Consider the following 23,327-nt stretch of genomic DNA (forward strand, 5'->3'; position numbering starts at 1 on the left):
TGGCAGGCTTGTCCCGTGACCGAGATTGACGCAAAGATCGATGCTCTCGTCCCTGCCTGGCTCCACCTTCCCGATATCGCCGAAATGTTCGATATCGAGGTGACGCGTGTACGGCAGCTGGTCAAGGAGGGCCAGCTCATCGCCGTACGACGTGGTGAGAACCGCGCACTCCAGGTGCCTGCCGCCTTCATCGACGGCGACAAGGTGGTCAAGGGCCTCAGCGGGACCCTGACGCTCCTGAGGGACGACGGCTACTCCGACGAGGAGATGCTGGAATGGCTCTTCACCCCCGACCCGAGCCTGCCGGGCACGCCCGCGCAGGCGCTCAGTGAGAATCGCGGCACGGAGGTGAAGCGCCGGGCCCAGGCGCTCGCCGTCTGACCTTCCGCCGCACCGGGGATGCGGTCCGCCCGAGCGGCCCGCATCCCTTCCTCACCCACCTGACCTACGCCATCGCTCTCCGGGGGAACTTCGTCATGCCCACGCCTCGCGCACAACTGTCCGACGCCCGGCTCTACCTGTGCACGGACGCCCGCAGGCGCCAGGGAGACCTCCCCGAGTTCCTCGACGCGGTGCTCTCCGGCGGAGTGGACATCGTCCAGCTCCGCGACAAGGGGATGGAGGCGGCAGAGGAGCTCGAACACCTCGCGGTCCTCGCCGACGCGTGCAGGCGGCACGGCAAGCTCCTCGCGGTCAACGACCGGGCCGACGTGGCCCACGCCATCGGCTCCGACGTGCTGCACCTGGGCCAGGGCGACCTCCCGGTGCCCGCCGCCCGCGCGATCATCGGCCAGGACGTCCTCATCGGCCGCTCCACGCACGCGGAGGCCGAGGTCGACGCCGCCGTGGGCGAGCCCGGCGTGGACTACTTCTGCACCGGCCCCTGCTGGCCCACCCCGACCAAGCCCGGCCGCCACGCACCCGGTCTGGACCTGGTCTGCTACGCCGCCTCGCTCGCCCCGGCCCGTCCCTGGTTCGCCATCGGCGGGATCGACGCGGGCAACCTCGACGAGGTGCTCGACGCCGGAGCGCGCCGCGTCGTCGTCGTGCGGGCCCTCACCGAGGCGACGGATCCGGCTGCCGCCGCCGCCGAGCTGGCCGGAAGGATCCGGGCGCGCGGCGACGCGTGATCCGGCGGGCCCCGGAGCGGACGCGGCCTTCGCCGTGGACGTGTTTGGGACATCGGCGTCCGAAGCGTGGACAAGAACCAGTCAATTCGGGCAAATCTCTCTGGTTCGGTTGGGTGGCCGTCACGCCCTGGTTAACCTGCCGTTATGGCCTTCGGTACACCCTCCACCAGGACAGATCGCGCGCGCACCGTGCGTGAGATGCTCGCGACCGGCAAGACCCTGCACTCGTTCGAGTTCTGGGCGCCCAAGACCGAGAAGGGTGAACGGAACCTCTGGAACGCGCTGCGCCGGATCGAGGCGGTGGGCCCGAGCTTCGTCTCGGTGACGTACGGAGCCGGCGGCTCCACCCGGGCCGGGACGGTGAAGGCGACCCAGGACATCGCCGCCGAATCCACCCTCACCCCGGTCGCGCACCTCACGGCGGTCAACCACTCCATCGCCGAACTGCGCAACATGGTCGGCCAGTACGCGGACGCCGGGATCCGGAACATCCTCGCCGTGCGCGGTGACCCGCCCGGCGATCCGATGGGCCCGTGGGTCGAGCACCCGCAGGGCGTGCGCTACGCGGCGGACCTCGTCCGGCTGATCAAGGAGTCCGGGGACTTCTGCGTCGGAGTCGCGGCCTTCCCCGAGATGCATCCGCGCTCGGCCGACTGGGACACCGACATCCGGCATTTCGTGGACAAGTGCCGCGCCGGTGCGGACTACGCGATCACCCAGATGTTCTTCGACCCGGAGGACTATCTGCGGATGCGTGACCGGATGGTCGCTGCCGGTTGCGAGACCCCGGTCATTCCTGAGGTGATGCCCCTCACGAGCGTCCGGCAACTGGAGCGATTCGCGCAGCTCAGCAACGCGACCCTGCCCACAGCCCTGAAAGAACGCATCCTCGCCGCCAAGGACGATCCCGCCGCTGTACGCTCCATTGGCATCGACTTCGCAACGCGGTTCTGCGCGAAGCTGCTCTCCGAGGGTGTCCCCGGGCTGCACTTCATCACGCTGAACAACTCGACGGCGACGCTCGAAATCTACGAAAATCTCGGACTGCACAAGCAGTCGTGACCGGCCGTACCCGCCGAGCTCCGGGGTGGCGGCCGTAGAAGGGGGCGGGCATGGGCTGGACGGTCCTCTACATCGCGTTCGGCATCGTTGCGCTGTGGCTGCTCGGAGAGGTGCTGCTCCAGTACAAGGCGCGGCTCCGCTGGCGTCTGCTCGCCTTCACCGGTTTCGTCGGCGTGGTCATCGGCGTCCTGATGCCGTCCGTGCCCGTGATCGTGATCGGCGCGATCGCCTTCGCGACGGGCCAGACGTACGTCACGCTCTCCTTCCGGCGCGGATTCTCGACCGGCTGGGCCATAGGGGGCAGTCCCGGCGAGAGCCGCCGCCGCCGCGGGAGCGGCGACCGCGAGCCCCGGCTGCAGGTCTCGGCCCTGGAGACGGAGTACGAGCCCGGCGGCACGCCGCCGGAGCCGTCCCACGCCCCGCAGGACCCGGCGGCGGTCTACGAGCCGGAGCCCCTGCCGGACGACACCGGCCAGTACGGCGTCTACACCGACTCCCCGTCCCCGCAGGAACAGCGGCACCAGGGACCCGAGCAGCCCCAGGGGCAGCCGCAGTACGCCGGTTACGAGCCCTACACCGACTACTCCGCGTACCCGGCACAGGGCCAGGACGCCTACGGCGGCCAGGAGTCCTACGGCAGCCAGGACGGCTACCCGGGCCAGGAGACCTACGCGGGCCAGGACGGCTACGCGGGAGCCGGACAGTACGACTACGGCACCTCCGGGCAGCAGTACGCCGCGTACTCCGACCCGTACATCGGCACCGGTACGACCGCGGGCACCCCGCAGTACGGCACCTACGACAGCTACGGGAACCACGACAGCAACGGCGGCGGGGCGCAGTACGCGGACCCGTACGCCCCGTCCGAGCAGTACGCCCCCGAGACGCCCCCGGGCGGGGTCTGGGTGCCGCAGCAGCGCGAGGGCGAGCAGCAGTACGCCCCGTTGCCCCCGGAGCAGCCCGCCCGGCCGGCCCCGTACCCGAACGGCTACGACACCGGACAGAACGACCAGTACCGCTACTGAGACCGCCGCCTGACGGCGCGTCACCGCTCCCCGGGCACCACCCGCCTCACTGCGATCCGCGGAAGCCGTCCCCCTCGACGATCAGCCCCGCGACCAGCGTCCCCGACATCCCCGCGTGCGCCGGCCCACCGCCCGGATGCGACCAGCCGCCCGCCAGCAGCAGGCCGGGCACCCGGGTGCTGTTGCCCGCGTGCAGATATCCGCCTCCGGCCCCGGCCAGCGCGGGCGGCGGAACCGCGCCGCCCGCGGCCCCGGTCTCCGCCCCGGTCTCCACGGGCGTCCGCACCTCCGCGCGGAGTACGCGTTCGCGCAGGCCGGGCACGGCCGCCTCCGCGGTGTCGATCAGGGTGTCCGCGTACCGCTTCCGCAGCGCGGCGTCCGTCCAGTCCACCGCGCCGTGCGGGGCGACCGTCGCCATCAGGGTCACCGCCTCGTGGGCGGCGTCGGGACGGGTCGAGGGGTCGTCGGGGCGCAGCACCGTCACCGTGGGGCGCTCGGCGAGCCGGCCACCGAACACCGCCTCGCGCTCGGCCGCCCCGTCCGCCGGATGAACCAGCGTCCGGTGCACGGCATCCGAGGGACGGGCGCCGTGCAGCGACAGCAGCACCAGGAACCGGCCCGTGGCCCCGGCGCCGCCCGGCCGGGGCTGAACCGTCACATCGCCGTCCCGCCAGAGCTCCTGACCGGGCATCAGCCCCGGGTGCGGCTGGGCGCCCAGCACCACATGGGCGGCTTCGGAGACCGTCCCGTCGGCCAGCTCCACACCGGCCGCCCGGCCGTCCTTCTCCACCACCCGCGCCACTTCCGCACCGAAGACGAACTCCACCTTGCGCGCCAGGCACCGCTCGTACACCGCCCGCGCCAGCGCCCGCATGCCGCCGGAGACGTACCAGCTGCCGAACGTCTCCTCCATGTACGGCAGCAGGGCCGCGCTCGCCGGGGCGTGCAGCGGATCCAGGCCGTAGGACAGCGCGTACCCGTCGAACAGGGCGGCCAGCCGGGGGTCCGCCAGCTCCCAGGAACCGACCTCCGCCACCGTGCCCGCCCGCAACGCCGGGCGCAGCAGCCGCCGTCGCACCGGGGCCGGGTACGGATCACGGGCCAGCACCTGCCAGTCGGGGCGCAACGGCTCCTCCAGCAAGGGCCGCCTGGACCGGTCCCAGGCATCCCCGGCCCGGTCCAGGAACGCGCCCCAGCGCGCCCCCGCACCGTCCCCGAGCGTGGCGTCCAGCGCCGTGACGACCCCGGACCGCGAGGCGTTCGGCAGCGACACCGAGGTGCCGTCAGCGAAGACATGACGGCTCGCCGGATCGACCTGCGACAGTGTGACGCAGCGCTCCAGCGGCTCCTTGCCCGTCTTCACGAACAGGTCGCGGTAGACCGCGGGCAGGTGCAGCAGGGAGGGCCCGGTGTCGAACGCGAAGCCGTCCCGGGCATGGCGGCCGACCGAGCCGCCGAAGGTCTCGGACCGCTCGTACACCGTCACCCGGTGGCCTGCCACGGCCAGCCGGGCCGCCGCCGACATCGCGCCCATCCCGGCGCCGATCACCGCAATACGTGCCATGGCAGCGACCTTAACGGCCGCCACCGACAGCTCAGCCGTCAGGCCACCGGGAAGGGACGGCGGTCAGCCGCTTCTCCTCCCGGCGCTGCGCCCTGCGGCGCAGGAACCTGCGGATGCGGGAGGCCAGGAAGGCCAGCACCACCACCCCGAGCACCAGCAGCGTCCCGGCGATGCCGGCCGCGATCCAGGGGTGGAAGATCGCGAACGTGACGAGCCCGGCCACGCCCAGGTCCTCGACCGTGCTCATGGCGATATTGCTGAACGGCTCGGGCGAGGTGTTGACCGCCATCCTGGTGCCCGCCTTCACCAGATGGCTCACCAGCGCGGTGGAACCGCCGACGGCCCCGGCCGCGAGCTCCGGCAGCGAACCGTCCCCGCCCGCCAGCAGCGCCGCGACGACCGCTCCGGAGACCGGCCTGACGACGGTGTGGGCGGTGTCCCAGACCGAGTCCACGTAAGGGATCTTGTCGGCCACCAGCTCGCAGAGGAAGAGCACTCCGGCCACGACGAGCACATCGGTGCGCTGGAGCGAGGCGGGCACCTCGTCGCTCACACCGGTCGCGCCGAATACGCCGAGGAGGAGGACCACCGCGTAGGCGTTGATCCCGCTGGCCCAGCCGCTCGTGAACACCAGGGGGAGTACGGACACGGACGCGATCGTAACCAGTCGGCGTACGGGCGCGGGAGGGCTTCGGTGCGCAGGACTGAGTATCCGTACCTAGGGCCCCGGATGAGTAGCGACGCGGATGGGCCGCGACCTGCGTGGACGGCAGAGTGGAGACCACGGGAGGGCGCCGCGACGGTACCGCCGGCACGGGGCGGCGGAACCGTCGCGGCGCCCCTCCCGAACGGGGGGCAGCGACGGAGGGCCCGGGACCACGGGGGAACGGACGGGGTCACGGGGGAGGCTCTCCGGCAGCACGGATGACGCCGGTCAGGCGAGGCCCGGGGGGATCGGGCCCGGTCGGACCGGCGTCGTCGTGCGCCCGGCCTACCGGGGCCTGCGAGGCCTGCGGGGCCTGCGGGGGTGGGGTCAGCGCCCGCTGACCCGGCCGTGCAGCAGCAGGGACAGCGCCGAGTGCACGTCGTCGATCGACCGCTCCGGCTGGAACGCCTGCCAGTCCAGCGCCGCCACCAGCACCATGCCGACGAGCGCGGCCGCCGTCAGCGGGATGTCGATCTCCTCGCTGAGCTCACCGCCCGCGACTCCCTCCCTGAGCACTCCCTCGACCACGGCGACGGCCTCCTGACGCACCACCAGCAGGGTCGCCTGCCAGGCCCGGTTCGTGCGCCAGAGCTCGGCCACGTACAGCTGGGTGAAGGCGGGGTAGCGGTCGATGAAGGCCAGACCCGCCCGGATCATGGCGTCCAGCGCCTCGACCCGGCTGCCGCCCCGGGCGTCGGTCTCCTCCGCCGCCGCACGCAGCGAGGCGGTGAGCAGCCCGACGCCGTGCCGCAGCAACTCCTCGAACAGCTCGGTCTTGCTCTTGAAGTTGTAGTAGACCGTGCCCTTGGCGACCCCGGCGCGCTCGGCGATCTCGTCCACGGTGGTGGCCGAGAAGCCCTTCTCGGCGATGAGGGTCACGGCCGCCTCGTAGAGCTTCTGCCGGGTGGCCTGGCGGCGCGTGGTGCTACTGCGTTCCATGCTCCTGATTCTCACAGGTCCCGGGGCGCTCACAGGCTCAGCTCCGGGTGCAGCCGGTCCAGGGTCCACATCTGTTTGCGGCGCGCCGAGACGGCGGTCAGCGCGAGAGCGCCCGCGGTGAAGGCCGTCAGTACCGCGCAGCCCTGCCAGACCGGGCCGAGCCCGCCGCCCGTGATCAGCCGGCGCAGCCCCTCGACGACGTAGCTCATCGGCAGGTAGGGGTGGATCGCGTTGAAGAACCCCGGACTGGTCTGGACGGGGTACGTGCCCCCGGCCGAGGTCAGCTGGAGCATCAGCACGGCCAGCACGAGGATGCGTCCCGCCGCTCCGAAGCGGGCGTTCAGCCACTGCACGATCGCGGCGAAACAGCAGGTCACCAGGGCCAGGAAACCGACCGTCCCGGCCGCCCGGACCATCTGCAGGCCGAGACCCCAGTGCAGTACGGACATCAGGGCGGCCACCTGGAGCAGACCGATCGCGGCCACCGGCAGCCAGCCCGCGAGGGCGATCCGCCAGGCCGGGGCCCCGGCGGCGAGCGCACGCCGGTTCAGCGGCTGGATCAGCATGTACGCCACCATCGCGCCGACCCAGAGGGAGAGCGGGATGAAGTAGGGCGCGAAGCCGGTGCCGTAGTTCGGGGCGGCGTGCAGCGAGTGGGAGGCGAGCTGCACCGGGTCGGCCATGACCCCGGTACGCGCGTCGCGGTCCTTCTTGTCGTAGTCGGGGATCTTGCCGGCCCCGTCGTTGAGGCCCTGGGCGAGGGTGGCCGAACCGTCCTTGAGCCGGATCATCCCGCTGTCCAGGCTCGTCGCGCCCTTCTTCAGGTCGCCCACGCCGGTGTTCAGCTCGGCCGAACCCGTCTGGGCCGTGGCCAGCCCGGTGTGCAGCTGGGCGGCGCCCTTGGCGACCTGGTGGGCGCCGGTGTTGAGCGCGTTGATCTTCTTGACCGCGCCGCTCAGGTCCTCGTCCAGGTGCGGTGAACGCTCGGCGAGGGCGTCGGCCTGCTTCTGCAGGGTGGCCAGTCGGTCCCGGAGCGTCGTGAGGTCCCCGTGCTGGTTCGTCACCAGGACGTTCACGTCGTCGGCCACGGCCGCCACATCGGCGGCCGCCGTCACGGCCCGCTTGAGCGGTGCGCAGACGGTGGTGTCGGGGAGCGGCTGTTCCTCGCACCGGGTGCGGTGGACGGCGGCGAGATCGTCGGATGCCTTGTGCGCCGCGGTGGCGGCGGCGGGCGCGGACTTGACCAGCACGTCGAGGTTGTCCCGTACGGTCTGCGAGGAATCGGCGACCAGCCGGGCGGTGTCCCCGATCGACTTCCCGTTGTCCTTCAGGAACGGGCGGATGTCGGCCGCCACCCCGTTCACCTTGTCGGCGAGCAGCTGGGTGCCGTCGGCGACCTGGTGCGAGCCGGTCTTCAGATCGCCCGCGCCGGTGTTCAGCTTGACGATGCCGCCGGCCAGCCGGCTGCTGCCCGCCTTCGCGTCCTTCAGCCCGTCCGCGAGGTCCTTGGAGCCCTTCTTCGCCTTGCCGATCCCGCCCTGGAGATCGTCGGCGCCCTTGGCGGCCTTCGCCGTCGCGTCGTGGAGATCGGAGAAGTTGATGAAGATCCGGTCCAGGAAGCCGCGCGAGGCGTTGGCGGAGGCGGCGGTGCGGACCTCGGAGAAGACCGTCCGGGAGATCTGGCCGACGATGTAGTTGTTGGCGTCGTTGGTGCGCACCTGGAGCGCGCCGGTCTCGGGGGAGTTCCCGGAGCTGGAGGCGATGCGCTTGCTGAAGTCCGACGGCATGCGCAGCGAGAGGTAGTACGTGCCGTCCTCGACGCCCTTGTCGGCCTCCTTGGCGCTCACCTCGTGCCAGTCGAAGACCTTGGAGTCGAGCAGCTTGCCGGTGATCTCGTCCCCGGCCTCGACGCGCTTGCCCTCGGCGGCGGCGCCCTTGTCGTCGTTGACCAGGGCGACCGGAATGCGGTCCAGGCGGCCGTACGGGTCCCAGAACGACCACAGGTACAGGGCGCCGTAGAGCAGCGGCAGCAGCAGGAGGGCGGCGAGGGCGGCCCTCGGCAGCCTGCCCCTGCCGAAGCGCCGCAGCTCAAGAGCGGCCAGTCGCGGCGAACGCATCGGCGGTCCCTTCGTCGTCCGTGTCCGTGTCCGTGGAGTCCGCGGGTTCCGCGGCGTCGGTGCTGGTGGTGCCTGTGGTGCTGGTAGCGCTGGTGGTGCTGGCGGTATTGGTCGTGCTGTCGGTGCTGCCAGTGCTGTCGCTGCTGTCGGTGTCAGCGCTGTCGGGGTCAGCGATGCCGGTGCTGTTCGCGGCGTCTGTCGTCCTCGTCGCTCCCGTGCGTACGGTCACCGCGTCCTGGGGGGCCGGGCCGCTGCATACGGCCAGCACGGTCGTACCGGCGGCGGCGAGGGAGCGCAGCAGCTCCCAGGCCTCGGCGCGTTCGGCGTCGGAGAGCTTCAGATCGGCGTCGTCCACCGCGAGCAGCGCCGGCCGCCCGATCAGCGCCAGGGCGACGGAGAGCCGCAGCGCCTCCAGCCGCTCCAGATCCCGTACGTGGGTCCGCTCGGCCTTGGGCAGGGTGGCGGGGTCGAGCCCGGCCGCGTCCAGCGCCGCGTCGATCCGGGCCCCGGCCGCGGCGGCGCGCTCGCGGCGCGGGCGCAGCAGGGCGCGCAGGGAACCGTCGTAGCGGCGCTGGAGCAGGGCGCGTTCGCGCAGGTGTTCGGCGACCGTGAGGGCCGGGTCCAGCTCGCTGACCCCCGGCACGGGCCCCAGTGCGGCGATGCGCCGTACGGCGGCGGCCCGGCGCGGAAGGCGCAGTCCGCCCGTCTCGGCGTGGCCCTCCGACGGGCGCATCCGGCCGGTGAGGGCGAGCAGCAGGCAGGTGCGGCCGGAGCCGGAGGGGCCCTCGACCGCGATCAGGGAGCCGGGACCGGCGCTGAAGGTCACATCGCGGAAGGCCCAGCCGCGCGGCCCCTTGAGCCCGAGATTCCCGGCGGTGACGGCTGCCCCGTGCGGGCTGTCCACAAGCTCTCTCCTCCTTTGAACTGACTGGTCAGTGCAAAAAGGTAGCCCGAACTTGCGATCGAAGCAAAATCCCAGGGCAGAAGGTGATCGAGGCCGATTGTCAGTGGGGGCCGTCACGATGGATACAGACGGCCACCGAGCCGTTACGAGACAGGAGGTTCTGTCATGGCCCACTCGTCCGCAGCAGCCGCCCCGCGACGCCGCGCAGACGGCCCTGCCCCCTCACCGACCGGTCCGGCGCACGACGTCCACCCCGTTCTCCGGCGCGCCTCGGCGCCGCCCGCCGCTCTCGATCTCCTCGCCCAGGCCCGCGCCGGCCTCGAAGAGGCAGCTGTTCTCGACGTGCCTAACGAGCGGTACGCCACCGCCCACCTCGCCGCGCTGCGCGCCGCGGCCGCCGTGCTCGCCGTCCGGGGGCGCCCCGAGCCCTCCCGGCGGCGCCGCGAGAAGATCCGCAGCGCCTGGGAGGTTCTCCCCGAGATCGCCCCGGAGCTGACCGAGTGGAGCGCGCTGTTCGCCTCCGGCGCCGGGCGCCGGGCCCGCGCGGAGGCGGGCATACCCGGTGCGGCGGGCCGGCGTGACGCGGACGATCTGCTGCGGGACGCGGCGATGTTCCTGCGCCTGGTGGAGCGGCTGCTGGTCCTCCAGCCGGTGCTGCCGCAGCCCCGGGGGGAGCGCCCCGACGAGTGAGGGCGGTGCGGGCGGCGCGAGGCAATAGGGTGGTCGGGACCTATCACCTGCGCTGTTCACGCTCCGCCCTTCAGCGGCGGCCCGTGCCGAGGAGTCAACTGCCGTGTCGGATCAGCTGCGCCCCCGCGCCTCCCTCCGTACCGCCGTGGTCTGGGAGGTCCTCAAGGACGCCCTCGACCGTCAGGTCAAGGCGACCGGCAGGGACGCCCTGGACGTGCTGGACACCGGCGGCGGCACGGGCAACTTCGCGGTGCCGGTGGCCCGCCTCGGCCACCGGGTCACCGTCGTCGACCCCAGCCCCAACGCGCTCTTCGCGCTGGAGCGCCGCGCCGCGGAGGCCGGGGTGGCCGACCGGGTCCACGGTGTCCAGGGCGACATCATCGGCCTGTTCGACGTGGTCGGGCGCGGCGGCTACGACGCGGCGCTCTGCCACGGCGTCCTGGAGTACGTGGACGACCCCGCGCAGGGTGTGCGCAACGCGGTGGACACGCTCCGGCCGGGCGGCGCCCTCAGCCTGCTCGCCGCCGGGCTGGGCGGCGCGGTCCTGGCCCGTGCGCTCGCCGGCCACTTCACCGAGGCCAGGCAGGCGCTCAGCGACCCGGCGGGCCGCTGGGGCGAAGGCGACCCGATGCCCCGGCGCTACACGGCCGAGCAGCTCACCGAGCTGGTCTCCGCGGCCGGTGCGGAGGTCGGCGCGGTGCACGGCGTACGCGTCTTCGCCGACCTCGTTCCCGGCGTCCTGGTGGACACCGAGCCCGGCGCGATGGAAGCCCTGCTCAAGCTGGAGACGGCGGCCGCGGAACTGCCGGCCTTCCATTCGGTGGCGACCCAGCTGCACGTTCTGGGTGCCAGGCAGGCCTGAGCCACCGGCCGTATCACGCCGCTAGCGCGGCTGATCAGCAACGCAGCCGCAGACGGAGTACGGCCCAGCAGCCCCGATCAGCGCCTGAGCCCCGTATGATCGGAGGACACCATCCGGCATGACGGATCGGAGGTTGGGGAATCAACGCCTCAGCAGCTGAGCCGTCGTGGCGGCCCGGACTGGCTGATTGGCAATGAGGGCGGGTTTCACGGGGACGATTCCCTGCCTATCCTGGAAGGGCCGCATACCGGCCGCCCCCCGCGGCCGACGACGAGGAGGACTCCGTGCCGCTCTCGGAGCACGAGCAGCGAATGCTCGAGCAAATGGAGCGAGCGCTGTACGCCGAAGATCCCAAGTTCGCGACAGCGCTTGAGGGAAGCGGGCTGCGTACGTACACCCGGCGACGGGTCTACCAGGCAGTTGCTGGCTTCCTGGTGGGTATCGCGCTCCTCATGGCCGGAATGGTCGCCCAGCAGATCTGGATCAGCGTGGTGGGGTTCCTCGTCATGCTGGGCTGCGCGGTGCTCGCGGTCACGGGCTGGCGCAAAGCGCCCAAGCCCGGTGAGCAACAGACAGCCCAGACCGGAGGCGGGGGCGAGCGCCGACAGCCCAAGCAGCGCCGGACCGTGATGAATCGTATCGAGCAGCGGTGGCAGCGCCGCCGCGATGAGCAGGGCCAGTAAGCGCTTAGAACACTTATGGGTGAGGGGCGGCCGCATTTCTGCGGCCGCCCCTCACAGGTGTGTCCGCATAGGCACGCCCCCCGGAGAGCCCCGGAGAACCCCGGGAGGCCGCCCGCCCCGCCCCACCCCGCCGGTCACACACCGGCCGGACAGGGTGTGCCGGCGGGTACCCGCCCCGGTGTCGTGTCCGGAGGGCGGGCCCGGCAGCCCGCCCGGACACCGGGGCGGTGTCAGCCCTCCTGGCCGGACGGGCGCCGCGACCAGGCGGGGCGTCGCAGCCACGCCGGGCGCCGGGGCATGTGCCACCGGGCGGTCAGGGCCGCCCGGCGGTCCGAGGCAGCCCACACCACCCGTACGGCCGAGCGCGGCGCCACGACCGCGCGGAGCCGGAGCAGCCCGCCGACGGAGGCCCGCAGCGCGGCCCGTACGGTCCCGACATCCTGTGAGAGCCCCGCCTCGGGCCGCGGCTCCGGCGCGTAGAGCACCTGCTCCACCGCGCCCGCCACCCGGTGCACCGCCTCGGCCCCGTCGGTGCCGAGCCGGCCCAGCCGCACGAGGCGCTCCGCGGCCCTGCGCGGGGTCAGGGAGTCGTCCGGGACGATGCCGAGGTCCCACGCCGTATCGATGATCTCCCGCCAGGCCGCCAGCGTTCTCGCCGTGACGTCACCCGGCGTACGCCCGGCGGAGAAGCTCAGCCGGCGGGCCCGCGCCCGGATCCGCCAGAACATCGGCAGCATCGGCAGCAGAGCTACGAGCACCACCAGCAGGCTCACGCCGACCACCGTGCCGGCCGGCGTCCCCGAATCCGTCGGGCCCACCGCTCCCGGCGCCACCGTGTTGCCGCACTCGCCCTGCTTGCGCGACTGCGCCGGGCAGCTTTCCGAGGCGGACGGGGCGGCCGGCGTGGCGGCGGAGGCGCCCGTCTCCGGCCGGTCCGGACCTGCCGGATCGCCGGAGGGGGCGTCCGGCAGGGTGTACGACGGCGCGGTGCCACGCGTCGGCGTCGGCTCGAACCTGGTCCAGCCCACGCCCTCGAAATACAGCTCCGGCCAGGCGTGTGCGTCGCGCAGCCCGACCGACATCGAACCGTCCGACTGCGTGGTACCCGGAGTGAAGCCGACGGCGACCCTGGCGGGAATTCCGAGCGTCCGGGCCATCGCGGCCATCGTGAAGGAGAAGTGGACGCAGAAGCCCTCCTTGTCCTTCAGGAAGCGGCCGATCGCCGCGCTGCCGGTGCCGGAGTTCACCGAGGTGTTGTAGGTGAACCCGCCCTCGTAAGCGAAGTAGTCCTGCAGCTTCACCGCCTGCTCGTAGGCGTTGCTGGCGCCCCGCGTCACCTTCTCCGCCGTCTCCTCGACCACCTTCGGCAGCGAGCCGGGCACCCGGGTGTACTCGCGCTGGAGAGCGGCCGGGGCCGGTCCCGCGCCGGCCAGCTGGTCCGGCGTCGGCTGCACGACCAGGCTGGACACCTGGTACTGCGCCCCCTGGGTCGTCTCCCCGCCGTCACCGACGAGGGTGCGCCCCTCGGACTCGTATCTCCAGTGCCCGCCGACCCGGACCTCGGTCGCCGGATAGGGCAGCGGCAGATAGGTCTGCCGGTACGAACTGGACGCGGAGATGTTCGAGCTGATCTCCGTGACCGCGACTTCCGGAGACAGCCCCCCGGGGCTCGGCAGCCGCTTCGGCACGTCCTTCAGCCGGCGGGTCGAGGCCCGCCATTCGTTGCCGTTGAACTGGTCCAGCGCCAGGATCCGCAGATAGAAGTCCTGCGGGCTGTTCGAGTTGGTGCGGTACGACATCACCTGCCGGTTCTCCGGCTGGTTGAGGTTGTTCTGCAGGGAGACGAGCGGGTTCACCGCGGAGATGGTGCCGCCCCCGCCCCCCTTCCCGTTGCCGGCCCCGGAACCGGACAGCAGGCCGCTGTCGAGAGCCGGCAGCACCGCGGGCACGACCAGCGCGATTCCCAGGGCCAGCGCGCCGATGCGCCGCCCCGAGCGCACCGGGGCGAGCGCTGCGCCGCCCGAGAGACCGCCACCGACCGGACCGCGGCCGGGCCTGGCCGCACCGGCGAAGACCCGTCCCCACTGCGAGAGCCGGTCGCGCCCCTCGGCCAGCAGCAGAAGCAGGTAGCCGCAGGCGGCGAGGAGGAACCACAGCCAGTCCGCGCCGCCGTCCGACAGCCCGGCCGCGACGGAGTACAGGGCCAGCAGGGGGAGCCCGGCCGGCGCGGCGCTGCGGAACGTCACCGCCAGCACGTCCACCGCCAGGCCGACCAGCAGCACACCGCCCACCAGCATCAGCCGGATACCCGCGGAGGCCGGAGCCGGAATCGAGTACCGGCTGACGTCATCGGCGCCCTGCGACAGCAGATCCGCGAGCAGCATCACGGTCTGCGGCCCCGGCAGGAACCCCGCCAGCGACTGCTCCCTGGCGAACGCCACGGTGAGCAGCATCAGCGTGACCAGCAGCTGCACGGCGACGGTCAGCAGCCGCGGCAGCGGCACCCGGCGGCAGAGCGCCCCCACCCCGTACTGGACGGCCAGCAGGAACGCGGCCTGCACCACCCAGCTGACCGGGTCGACCAGCGGCAGCATCGAACACGCCGCCATCAGCGTCGCCGCATAGGCGCACAGCGCCAGCCGACCACGACCGCTCATGCCCGTCCCCTCATGACCAACCACCGGAGAAACCTGTCGTGCCGCCTGTCGTGCCGCCCGCGGCCGCGGACCCCGTGAGCGAACCGAGGTGGCTCGCCTGCTGCCACAGTCCGGCGAGGCCGGTGCCGGGTTTCACCGCGACCGCCGTCCACCCCGATTCGCGCAGCAGCCGCAGCCGCCGCTCGGAGGCCGCCTCCGTGGCGGGCGACTCACCGTGCACCCAGGCGGTGCTGTCCAGCACGAAGGCGACGGCACCACCGCTGCGCTGCCGCATCCGGGCGGCCACCGCGGCCTGCTCCTCGTCCAGTTCGCCCAGGAAGGCGATCAGCAGGCCCTCGTTGCCGCCGCGCAGCACGTCGTAGGCCCGGGAGAGACCGCCCCCGTCGGAGTTGTCCACCTCGGCGAGGGTGTCCATCATCAGCCCGGCCGCGGCCGCCGGGTCCTGGCCCGAGCCGGAGAATCCGCCCGCCCCCTCGACCGGGAGCGCGCTGCCCTCGTCCGTCAGGAGCCGGACCGAGAAGCCCCGTTCCAGCATGTGCATCACCGCGGAGGCGGCCCCCGAGACCGCCCACTCGAACGCCGAGTCGGGCCCCGTCCCCTGGTAGGCGATCTGCCGGGTGTCCAGCAGCACCGTGCATCTGGCCCGCTGCGGCTGCTCCTCGCGGCGCACCATCAGCTCGCCGTAGCGCGCGGTCGAGCGCCAGTGGACGCGGCGCAGATCGTCGCCGTGCCGGTAGCCGCGCGGGATCACGTCGTCCTCGCCGGCCAGCGCCAGCGACCGCTGCCGCCCCTCGCCGTAACCGGAGGACTCGCCCGCCAGCCGCACCGGCGGCAGCGGTTCGGTCCGGGGGATGACGACGAGGGAGTCGTACGCGGTGAACGAACGCGTCAGCTCGCACATCCCGAACGGATCGCTCAGCCGCAGCTGCAGCGGACCGAGCGGATAGCGCCCCCGCAGATCGGACCGCACCCGGTAGGACACCTCGCGCCGGCCGCCCGCCTCCACCCGGTCCAGGACGAAGCGGGGCCGGGGACCGAGCACGTACGGCACCCGGTCCTGGAGCATCAGCAGGCCGGTGGGCAGCCGCGAGATGTTGTCCATCCGCAGGTGGACCCGCGCCTCCGTGCCCGCGGCCACCCGGGACGGCGAGAGCCGCCGGGTCCCGGCGACCCGGTACCGGGTCCGGAAGAGCACCGCGACGCAGACCAGCGGCAGCACGGCGAGCAGCACTCCGACCCGGAGCAGATCCCCCTGGCCCAGCACGTACGCGCAGACCGCGGCGGCGATACCGGCGGCGAGGAAGGACCGGCCACGCGTGGTCAGTCCGCTCAGAGCGGCCCGCAGACCCCCTTTGTCGTCGGCGTCGTCCATCGCGGTGGCCCCCCCGGCGCTCATCAGAGCCGCCGTACGCCGGGCTGCTGCCGGGTGTCGTACGCGGCGCCTGGCCGATGCGGCGGCGCCGGGACGGACGCACCGCCCGCCGCGGTCGGCACCGGCGTCTGCTGGAGGATCTCCAGCACGACCTGCTCCGCGGTACGGCGGTTCAGCTGCGCCTGAGCGGTCGGCAGCAGCCGGTGCGCGAGCACCGCGACCGCCAGCGCCTGGACGTCGTCCGGCAGGCAGTAGTCCCGCCCGCTCAGCGCCGCGGTGGCCTTGGCGGCGCGCAACAGGTGCAGGGTGGCGCGCGGCGAGGCGCCGAGTCTGAGATCGGCGTGGCTGCGGGTGGCCCCGACGAGCTGCACCGCGTACCGGCGGACCGCGTCCGCGACATGGACCGTGCGTACGGCCTCGATCAGTTTCGCGATGTCGTGCGCGTGCGCCACCGGCTGGAGGTCGTCCAGGGGCGAGACGCCACCGTGCACATCGAGCATCTGCAGCTCGGCCTCCGGGCTGGGGTAGCCGATCGACACCCTGGCCATGAACCGGTCGCGCTGGGCCTCGGGCAGCGGATACGTGCCCTCCATCTCCACCGGGTTCTGGGTGGCCACGACCATGAAGGGGTCGGGCAGCTCGTAGGAGTGCCCGTCGATCGTGACCTGGCGCTCCTCCATCGACTCCAGCAGCGCGGACTGCGTCTTGGGCGACGCGCGGTTGATCTCGTCGCCGATCACGATCTGGGCGAAGATCGCACCCGGTTTGAACTCGAACTCGCGGCGCTGCTGGTCGAAGATGGAGACCCCGGTGATGTCCGAGGGCAGCAGGTCCGGTGTGAACTGGATGCGCCGCACCGAGCAGTCGATGGACCGCGCCAGCGCCTTGGCCAGCATCGTCTTGCCGACGCCGGGGACATCCTCGATCAGCAGATGCCCCTCCGCGAGCAGCACGGTCAGCGAAAGCCGTACGACCTCAGGCTTGCCCTCGATCACACTCTCCACCGACCTGCGCACCCGCTCCGCTGTGGTGGTCAGATCTGTGAGGCTCGCTCGATCGTCATAGGTCGTCACCCGGCCCTCCTCGGCCCTGCCCCACGCTCACCAGGAGCACGGGATTCCCCAAATCACGGTCCGGTGCTCCCGTACGGCCCGGCCCACCCCGAAATACGGACACCTCGGCGGACGGTGTCCGACCGGGGTGTCACACCCGCATTCTTGTTGCCGTTACCGCTTCGTGTCACTCGCCTGTGGATAACTGGGGCCGATATGTCGGGTTGGGTGGGTTTTTCGATGCCCGAAGGGGTCTTTCCGGAGGTCAGGAAGCCGGAAGGATCTCGCGCAGCAGACCTGTGGTCACGTCGAACACGAACCCCCGGACGTCATCCTTGTGCAGCAGGAACGGCGAGGTGCGGACCCGCTGGATCGACTGCCGGACATCCTGGTCCGCGTCGGTGTAGGCCTCCACGGCCCAGACCGGGCGCTGGCCGACCTCCCCCTCAAGCTCCTGGCGGAACTCCTCGGTGATCGACTCCATGCCGCAGTTCGTGTGGTGGATCAGTATCACGCTGCGGGTGCCGAGGGCCCGCTGGCTGATGGTCAGCGAGCGGATCACGTCGTCGGTGACCACGCCGCCCGCGTTGCGGATGGTGTGACAGTCGCCGAGCGCCAGGCCGAGCGCCTTGTGCAGGTCGAGCCGGGCGTCCATGCAGGCGACGACGGCGACGCGCAGCACCGGCTTCGCGTCCATGCCGGGATCGGTGAACTCTGCGGCGTACTCGCTGTTCGCACCGACGAGGCGGTCGGTGACCGTACCGTCGGAGTCGGCCCGGCCTGCGGCGGGAGCGGACGGCTCGGCGGGGGAATGCGCGGAAATCGACATGGTCAAGACGTTAGCCCGGCTCGGCCGCCCCGGCGTGGCGTGGAAGCGGACAAAGAACGTCAACGGGCTTTGTTGTGAGGTAACCCACAAGCCTCACTCCCGGTCACCCGGCCGGGTGAACAAAGGGAGGGCCGACGCGCTGCCGGGTTGATTGATCGGGAATCGATCGAATGGCAGGGTGGAGCAGGACCGACTGCTGGTCGGTCTAAAGTGACGGGAAGTTACCGACACCCTGCACATTCCGAAGTTTCCCCGTGTGCGCGGCGTACGTACGGCCCGGCCCTCTCCCGCTCGCCGGTCGGCTGACGCCCCTTCCCCGGCGCCGGCGGACCTCCCCTTCGCGAGCGGGCGGGGACCAGGCCGTACGAGCCGCCACCCGGGACCTGAGCCTGAGAGGGCGCATGAGCCAGACCCGACACGTCCCGGTGATGCTCCAGCGGTGCCTGGACCTGTTGGCCCCGGCTCTGGAGGCACCGGGACCGCGACAGCCCGTGGTCGTCGACTGCACGCTGGGCCTCGGCGGACACAGCGAGGCACTGCTCTCGGCCTTCCCCACCGCGCGGCTCATCGCGCTGGACCGGGACAAGGAGGCGCTGCGCCTCTCGGGTGAGCGGCTCGCCCCCTACGGCGACCGGGCCACTCTGGTGCACGCCGTCTACGACGAACTGCCCGAGGTGCTCGACCGGCTCGGTGTCCCGGAGGTCCAGGGCGTCCTGTTCGACCTCGGCGTCTCCTCCATGCAGCTGGACGAGGCCGACCGGGGGTTCGCGTACGCCCAGGACGCCCCCCTCGACATGCGGATGGACCAGACGACCGGCATGGGCGCCGCCGAGGTCCTCAACACCTATCCGCCCGGCGAACTGGTCCGGATCCTGCGGGCGTACGGCGAGGAGAAGCAGGCCAAGCGGATCGTCTCCGCCGTCGTCCGCGAGCGCGAGAGGGAACCCTTCAGCAACAGCGCCCGGCTCGTCGAGCTGATCCGCGACTCGCTGCCGCAGGCCGCCAAGCGCACCGGGGGCAACCCCGCGAAACGCACCTTCCAGGCCCTGCGCATCGAGGTCAACGGCGAACTGGCCGTGCTGGAACGGGCGATCCCGGCCGCGGTGCGGAGCCTCGCCGTCGGCGGGCGCATCGCCGTCCTCTCGTACCACTCGCTGGAGGACCGGCTGGTCAAGCAGGTGCTCGCGGCGGGCGCCGCCAACACCGCGCCGGCCGGGCTGCCCGTCGTCCCCGAGCGCTACCAGCCCCGGCTGAAGCTGCTGACCCGGGGCGCGGAGCTGCCCACGGAGGAGGAGGTCGCCGAGAACCGGCGCGCCGCCCCCGCCCGGCTGCGAGGCGCCCAGCGGATCAGGGCGGAGGAGCGATGAGCCCCCGGGACCCCGGCGGGCCGGCAAGGCCGAGGGACGGGGCGGTGCGGTGAGCAAAGCGGCCGGACAGTTGAAAGGGCGTGCCGCACGGCTCACCCGGCTGATGCCGGCCGGGCCGAGCAAGGCCGCCCGGACGCCCTTCGTCCTGCTGGTCGTCCTGCTCCTGGGCGGCGGGCTGATCACCCTGCTCGTGCTCAACTCGGCGCTCAACGAAGGATCGTTCCGGCTGAGCGAGCTGAAGAAGCGCACCACGGACCTCACCGACGAGCAGCAGGCGCTCCAGCGCGACGTGGACAGCTCCGCCGAACCCGACGCGCTCGCCCGGCGGGCCCGGGAACTGGGCATGGTCCCCGGCGGCAGCCCCGTCTTCCTCGGCCCCGACGGCAGGATCCGCGGCGTGCCGTCCGTGGCCACCTCCGAACCGGCCCCCGCACCCCCGCAGAAGACCACCGTGCCGCCGCAGCCCCCCGCGAGCGCGGCGGTCCCCTCCGGTTCGCCCGCCCCCGGCGGCCCCGCCCCGTCGGGCAGCGCGTCCACCGGACCGGGCACCTCCGCCGCCGGCCCCGACGCCGCCGCGCCGAGCACCCCGGCGGCCCCGCGTACCCCGGCAGACCAGCCCTCCTCAAGCCCCGGCAGGTGACGCAGTGCCCTCCAAGGAACCCCCGCGCCGCCGGGTCCCCGGCCCGGCGCGCCCCCGTAGCGCGGCGCCCCGCTCCGGCCGTCCCCGCCCCGACGCGCGACGGCGGTCCGCGCCCGCCGCGCGCAGGCCGGCCCCGCGCGCCCGCTCCGGCCGCCGGCTGCGGCTCGGCAGCCCGCGCCCCAGGCTCCGGCTGGTCAGCCTCGCCCTGACACTCGTCATGATCGCGTTCGTCGTCCGGCTCCTCCAGGTCCAGGCCGTCGACGCCAACGCGTACGCCGCCAAGGCGGACAAGAACCGCTACCTCAGCTACACCGTCGCCGCCGAGCGCGGCCAGATCACCGACCGCAGCGGCATCGCGCTGGCCACCAGTGTCGACGCGTACGACATCACCGCCGACCCCAAGATGTTCACCCCGGCCGACAGCAAGGCCCCGGACGCCCCCCAGCAGGCGGCCGCCCTGCTCGCGCCCATCCTCGGCGCCGACGCAGCCGAGCTGACCAAGAAGCTCGCGAAGCCCGGGAGCCGGTACGCGGTGCTCGCCCGCCGGCAGACCCCGCAGGTCTGGAAGCAGATCAAGGACCTCAAGTCGGTCTTCGCGGAGAAGGCCGCCAAGGACAAGGCGGCCGGCGGACCCGGAGCCAATGTGCTCGCCGGTGTCTTCCAGGAGGCGACCACCAAGCGGGTCTATCCCAACGGCGGGCTCGCCGCCGGGATACTGGGTTACGTCAACGCGGAGGGCAAGGGCGCGGGCGGCCTGGAATCACAGCTGGACAAGGAGCTGGCGGGCGAGGACGGCACGATCAAGTACGCCCAGTCCGGCGGCCGCCGGGTGCCCACCGCGGGCACCAAGGAGGTCCCGGCCGTCGCGGGCTCCGACATCGAGCTGACCATCGACCGCGACATCCAGTGGGCGGCCCAGAAGGCCATCTCCGAACAGGTGACGGAGTCCAAGGCCGACCGGGGCTACGTCGTCGTCCAGAACACCCGGACCGGCGAGGTGCTCGCCATGGCCAACGCCCCCGGATTCGACCCCAACGACCTCTCGCAGGCCGACGCGGCGTCCCTGGGCAACGCGGCGCTCCAGGACGTGTACGAGCCCGGCTCCACCAGCAAGGTCATGTCCATGGCCGCGGTGCTGGAGGAAGGGGCTGCCACCCCCGGCACCCACGTCACCGTCCCCAACCGGCTGCACCGCGGCGACCGGCTCTTCAAGGACGACATCGACCACCCCACCTGGTACCTGACGCTCAACGGCGTGCTCGCCAAGTCCAGCAACATCGGCACCATCCTGGCCGCCGGACAGCTCGGCAGGACGCAGGCCCAGGCCAACAAGACGCTCTACTCCTACCTGCGCAAATTCGGTATCGGCTCCCCGACCGGACTCGGCTACCCGGGTGAGACCCCCGGCATCCTCGCCAAGCCGCAGGACTGGTCGACCTCGCAGCAGTACACGATCCCGTTCGGCCAGGGGCTCTCCCTCAACGCCATGCAGGCCGCCTCGATCTACTCCACGATCGCCAACGGCGGGGTGCGGATCGCACCCACCCTGGTCCGCGGCACCAAGGGGGCCGACGGCCGCTTCACCCCCGCGGACGCCCCCGAGCAGTCCCGGGTGGTCAGCGAGAAGACGGCGAAGACCCTCGCGAAGATGCTGGAGTCGGTGGTCGGGGACCAGGAGGGCACCGGAACCCGGGCCAAGATCCCCGGCTACCGGGTCGCGGGCAAGACCGGTACGGCCAACCGGGTCGATCCGGTACGCGGCGGCTACCACGGCTACACCGCCTCCTTCGCCGGTTTCGCCCCGGCCGACAACCCCCAGATCACCGTCTACTGTGCGATCCAGAACCCCACCAAGGGCGGCTACTTCGGCGGCCAGATCTGCGGGCCCATCTACAAGCAGGTCATGGAATTCGCGCTCAAGACGCTTCAGACCGCACCCTCCGGCAGCGAGCCGGCCAGGCTGCCGGTGTCCTTCGAACCCGGCGAGTGAACTCGGGGAGACCCTCCAGTGACAACCATCACCCCTGATCCCGGGAACCGGAACGGGAACCACCACGGCCCCGGCCCCTCACTTCGCGAGAGGCCGGGTGCTCCCGGTACGCTCACCGCCGTGTCCCACGCTGAACAGTCCCGAACCACCCAGAAGGACGCCCCTGTGAACTACCCGGGAGCGCCCCGCCCGGATCGGCTGCGGCCGACCTCCATCGCTGAGCTGGCCGCCCGGCTGGGAGTCGAACCGCCGGGTACCGGCGAAGTCACCGGCATCACCCATGACTCCCGGGCCGTACGTCCCGGAGACGTGTACGCGGCCCTGCCCGGCGCCCGTCTGCACGGCGCCGACTTCACCGCCCAGGCGGCCGGCCTCGGCGCCGCCGCCATCCTCACCGACCCGGCGGGCGCCGGACGCGCCGCCGCCACTGGACTCCCGGTGCTGGTCACAGAGGACCCGCGCGGCCGGATGGGCGAACTCGCCGCCGAGATCTACGGGCACCCCGGCACCGACCTGCTCCAGGTCGGCATCACCGGGACCTCCGGCAAGACCACCACCGCCTACCTCATCGAGGGCGGCTTCCGCGGCGCAGGCCGCAGCACGGGCCTGATCGGCACCGTGGAGATGCGGATCGGCGACGAGCGCATCAAGTCCGAGCGGACCACACCGGAGGCCACCGACCTCCAGGCCCTGTTCGCCGTCATGCGCGAGCGCGGCGCCGACGCGGTGACCATGGAGGTCTCCAGCCACGCCCTGGTGCTCGGCCGGGTCGACGGCTGCGTCTTCGACGTCGCCGTCTTCAACAACCTCAGCCCGGAGCACATGGAGTTCCACTCCGGTATGGAGGACTACTTCCAGGCCAAGGCGCGGCTGTTCACCCCGCAGCGCAGCAGGCAGGGCGTCGTCAACTTCGACGACGAGTACGGCCGCAGGCTGATCACCGAGGCCTCGGTCCCGATCACCACCTTCTCCGCGGAGGGCCACCCGGACGCCGACTGGCATGCCGAGGACGTCGAGGTCGGCCAGTTCGGCTCCACCTTCACGGTCGTCGGCCCCAAGGACGAACGGGCCACAGCCAGGGCCCCGCTGCCCGGACCGTTCAACGTCGCCAACACCCTGGCCGCGATCGTCACCCTCGCCGTCGCGGGCATCGACCCGCAGATCGCGGCCGACGGCGTGGCCCTCGTGCCCGGGGTGCCCGGCCGGCTGGAGCGGGTCGACGCCGGACAGCCGTACCTCGCACTCGTCGACTACGCGCACAAGACCGACGCCGTCGAATCGGTGCTCCGCTCCCTCCACAAGGTCACAGAGGGCAAGCTGCACATCGTCCTCGGCTGCGGCGGCGACCGGGACACCACCAAGCGCGGCCCGATGGGAGCGGCCGCCGCCCGGCTCTCCGACACCGCCGTGCTGACCTCCGACAACCCCCGCTCGGAAGACCCCCTCGGCATCCTGGCCGCCATGCTCGCGGGCGCCGCGGAGGTGCCCGTGCACGAACGCGGCGACGTCCTGGTCGACGCCGACCGGGCCGCCGCCATCGCCGCCGCGGTCGGCCGCGCCGGGCCGGGCGACACCGTGATCGTCGCGGGCAAGGGCCACGAGCAGGGCCAGGACATCCACGGCGTCGTGCGCCCCTTCGACGACCGGGTGGTCCTGCGCGAGGCCATCGAGCGGTCCATGGGACACGAGAGCGCCGCCCACCGCGCCCCCACCCACGAGAACAACAGTCAGGGATGAC

Annotated in this window: 20 protein-coding genes; 11 read left to right on the forward strand and 9 right to left on the reverse strand. The window is 72.5% G+C overall.

The annotated features are described in order from the left end of the window. Positions 1 to 15 precede the first annotated feature (15 nt). From ACIP89_RS05020 to ACIP89_RS05035, 4 genes are all read left to right on the forward strand, one after another. Positions 16 to 381: an Rv2175c family DNA-binding protein gene (locus ACIP89_RS05020; protein ID WP_401922865.1), complete on the forward strand. Its 366-nt coding sequence runs from the start codon at positions 16 to 18 to the stop codon at positions 379 to 381. Positions 382 to 476: 95 nt separating this feature from the next. Then, complete coding sequence (gene thiE / locus ACIP89_RS05025; protein ID WP_401922867.1) at positions 477 to 1,130, forward strand: thiamine phosphate synthase; 654 nt, start codon at positions 477 to 479, stop codon at positions 1,128 to 1,130. A 144-nt stretch (positions 1,131 to 1,274) separates the two neighbouring features. After that, complete coding sequence (gene metF / locus ACIP89_RS05030; protein ID WP_401922869.1) at positions 1,275 to 2,192, forward strand: methylenetetrahydrofolate reductase [NAD(P)H]; 918 nt, start codon at positions 1,275 to 1,277, stop codon at positions 2,190 to 2,192. Between the two features lie 50 nt (positions 2,193 to 2,242). After that, entirely contained in the window at positions 2,243 to 3,217 is a 975-nt protein-coding gene (locus ACIP89_RS05035) for a hypothetical protein (protein WP_402113037.1), read from the forward strand. A gap of 46 nt (positions 3,218 to 3,263) precedes the next feature. On the opposite strand, the gene ACIP89_RS05040 is transcribed toward ACIP89_RS05035, so the two are convergent. The 5 genes from ACIP89_RS05040 to ACIP89_RS05060 form a co-directional block, all read right to left on the reverse strand. Further along, positions 3,264 to 4,781, reverse strand: coding sequence for a phytoene desaturase family protein (locus ACIP89_RS05040; RefSeq protein ID WP_402113040.1), 1,518 nt, complete (start codon positions 4,779 to 4,781; stop codon positions 3,264 to 3,266). A 31-nt stretch (positions 4,782 to 4,812) separates the two neighbouring features. Then, complete coding sequence (locus tag ACIP89_RS05045) at positions 4,813 to 5,430, reverse strand: DUF4126 domain-containing protein (protein ID WP_401922877.1); 618 nt, start codon at positions 5,428 to 5,430, stop codon at positions 4,813 to 4,815. 384 nt (positions 5,431 to 5,814) lie between these two features. After that, the gene (locus ACIP89_RS05050) at positions 5,815 to 6,426 is read right to left on the reverse strand and encodes a TetR/AcrR family transcriptional regulator (RefSeq protein WP_401922879.1); all 612 of its coding nucleotides are present in this window, start codon (positions 6,424 to 6,426) and stop codon (positions 5,815 to 5,817) included. Positions 6,427 to 6,455: 29 nt separating this feature from the next. Further along, the gene (locus tag ACIP89_RS05055; RefSeq protein ID WP_402113043.1) at positions 6,456 to 8,543 is read right to left on the reverse strand and encodes a YhgE/Pip family protein; all 2,088 of its coding nucleotides are present in this window, start codon (positions 8,541 to 8,543) and stop codon (positions 6,456 to 6,458) included. Further along, the gene (locus ACIP89_RS05060) at positions 8,515 to 9,447 is read right to left on the reverse strand and encodes an ATP-binding cassette domain-containing protein (protein WP_402113046.1); all 933 of its coding nucleotides are present in this window, start codon (positions 9,445 to 9,447) and stop codon (positions 8,515 to 8,517) included. Before ACIP89_RS05060 ends, ACIP89_RS05055 begins: the two co-directional genes overlap by 29 nt. Positions 9,448 to 9,612: 165 nt before the next feature. Here ACIP89_RS05060 and ACIP89_RS05065 point away from each other — a divergent pair, with 165 nt between their 5' ends. The 3 genes from ACIP89_RS05065 to ACIP89_RS05075 all read left to right on the forward strand — a co-directional run bounded on the left by ACIP89_RS05065 (position 9,613) and on the right by ACIP89_RS05075 (position 11,682). Then, positions 9,613 to 10,137 (forward strand): SAV_6107 family HEPN domain-containing protein, encoded by a 525-nt coding sequence (locus ACIP89_RS05065; protein WP_401925469.1) that lies wholly within the window; start codon positions 9,613 to 9,615, stop codon positions 10,135 to 10,137. 103 nt (positions 10,138 to 10,240) lie between these two features. After that, positions 10,241 to 10,999, forward strand: a complete 759-nt coding sequence (locus tag ACIP89_RS05070) for a methyltransferase (protein WP_401922899.1) — start codon at positions 10,241 to 10,243, stop codon at positions 10,997 to 10,999. Between the two features lie 284 nt (positions 11,000 to 11,283). Next, positions 11,284 to 11,682, forward strand: a complete 399-nt coding sequence (locus ACIP89_RS05075; protein WP_401922901.1) for a DUF3040 domain-containing protein — start codon at positions 11,284 to 11,286, stop codon at positions 11,680 to 11,682. A gap of 230 nt (positions 11,683 to 11,912) precedes the next feature. Here the strand turns inward: ACIP89_RS05075 and ACIP89_RS05080 are convergent, their stop codons facing one another. From ACIP89_RS05080 to ACIP89_RS05095, 4 genes are all read right to left on the reverse strand, one after another. Beyond that, positions 11,913 to 14,339 (reverse strand): DUF3488 and DUF4129 domain-containing transglutaminase family protein, encoded by a 2,427-nt coding sequence (locus ACIP89_RS05080; protein WP_402113048.1) that lies wholly within the window; start codon positions 14,337 to 14,339, stop codon positions 11,913 to 11,915. 10 nt (positions 14,340 to 14,349) lie between these two features. Continuing rightward, complete coding sequence (locus ACIP89_RS05085; RefSeq protein WP_402113050.1) at positions 14,350 to 15,735, reverse strand: DUF58 domain-containing protein; 1,386 nt, start codon at positions 15,733 to 15,735, stop codon at positions 14,350 to 14,352. Next, entirely contained in the window at positions 15,735 to 16,784 is a 1,050-nt protein-coding gene (locus ACIP89_RS05090; protein WP_401925478.1) for an AAA family ATPase, read from the reverse strand. Before ACIP89_RS05090 ends, ACIP89_RS05085 begins: the two co-directional genes overlap by 1 nt. A 244-nt stretch (positions 16,785 to 17,028) precedes the next feature. Next, a complete protein-coding gene (locus tag ACIP89_RS05095; protein ID WP_401922909.1) occupies positions 17,029 to 17,592 on the reverse strand; it encodes a beta-class carbonic anhydrase in 564 nt (187 codons plus the stop codon). Between the two features lie 401 nt (positions 17,593 to 17,993). Between ACIP89_RS05095 and rsmH the strand changes: the two genes are divergently transcribed. The 4 genes from rsmH to ACIP89_RS05115 are packed head-to-tail and all read left to right on the forward strand — an operon-like array spanning position 17,994 to position 23,326. Beyond that, positions 17,994 to 18,959, forward strand: a complete 966-nt coding sequence (rsmH, locus tag ACIP89_RS05100; protein ID WP_402113053.1) for a 16S rRNA (cytosine(1402)-N(4))-methyltransferase RsmH — start codon at positions 17,994 to 17,996, stop codon at positions 18,957 to 18,959. Between the two features lie 49 nt (positions 18,960 to 19,008). Beyond that, entirely contained in the window at positions 19,009 to 19,599 is a 591-nt protein-coding gene (locus tag ACIP89_RS05105) for a hypothetical protein (RefSeq protein ID WP_402113055.1), read from the forward strand. A 4-nt stretch (positions 19,600 to 19,603) separates the two neighbouring features. Beyond that, on the forward strand, positions 19,604 to 21,589 hold the full coding sequence (locus tag ACIP89_RS05110) for a peptidoglycan D,D-transpeptidase FtsI family protein (protein ID WP_401922917.1): 1,986 nt from the start codon (positions 19,604 to 19,606) through the stop codon (positions 21,587 to 21,589). Between the two features lie 18 nt (positions 21,590 to 21,607). Continuing rightward, the gene (locus ACIP89_RS05115; protein WP_401922920.1) at positions 21,608 to 23,326 is read left to right on the forward strand and encodes a UDP-N-acetylmuramoyl-L-alanyl-D-glutamate--2,6-diaminopimelate ligase; all 1,719 of its coding nucleotides are present in this window, start codon (positions 21,608 to 21,610) and stop codon (positions 23,324 to 23,326) included. The last annotated feature ends 1 nt before the right edge of the window (position 23,327 follow it).

It is taken from the genome of Streptomyces sp. NPDC088730 (assembly GCF_044751215.1).
In the GTDB taxonomy this organism is placed as follows: domain Bacteria; phylum Actinomycetota; class Actinomycetes; order Streptomycetales; family Streptomycetaceae; genus Streptomyces.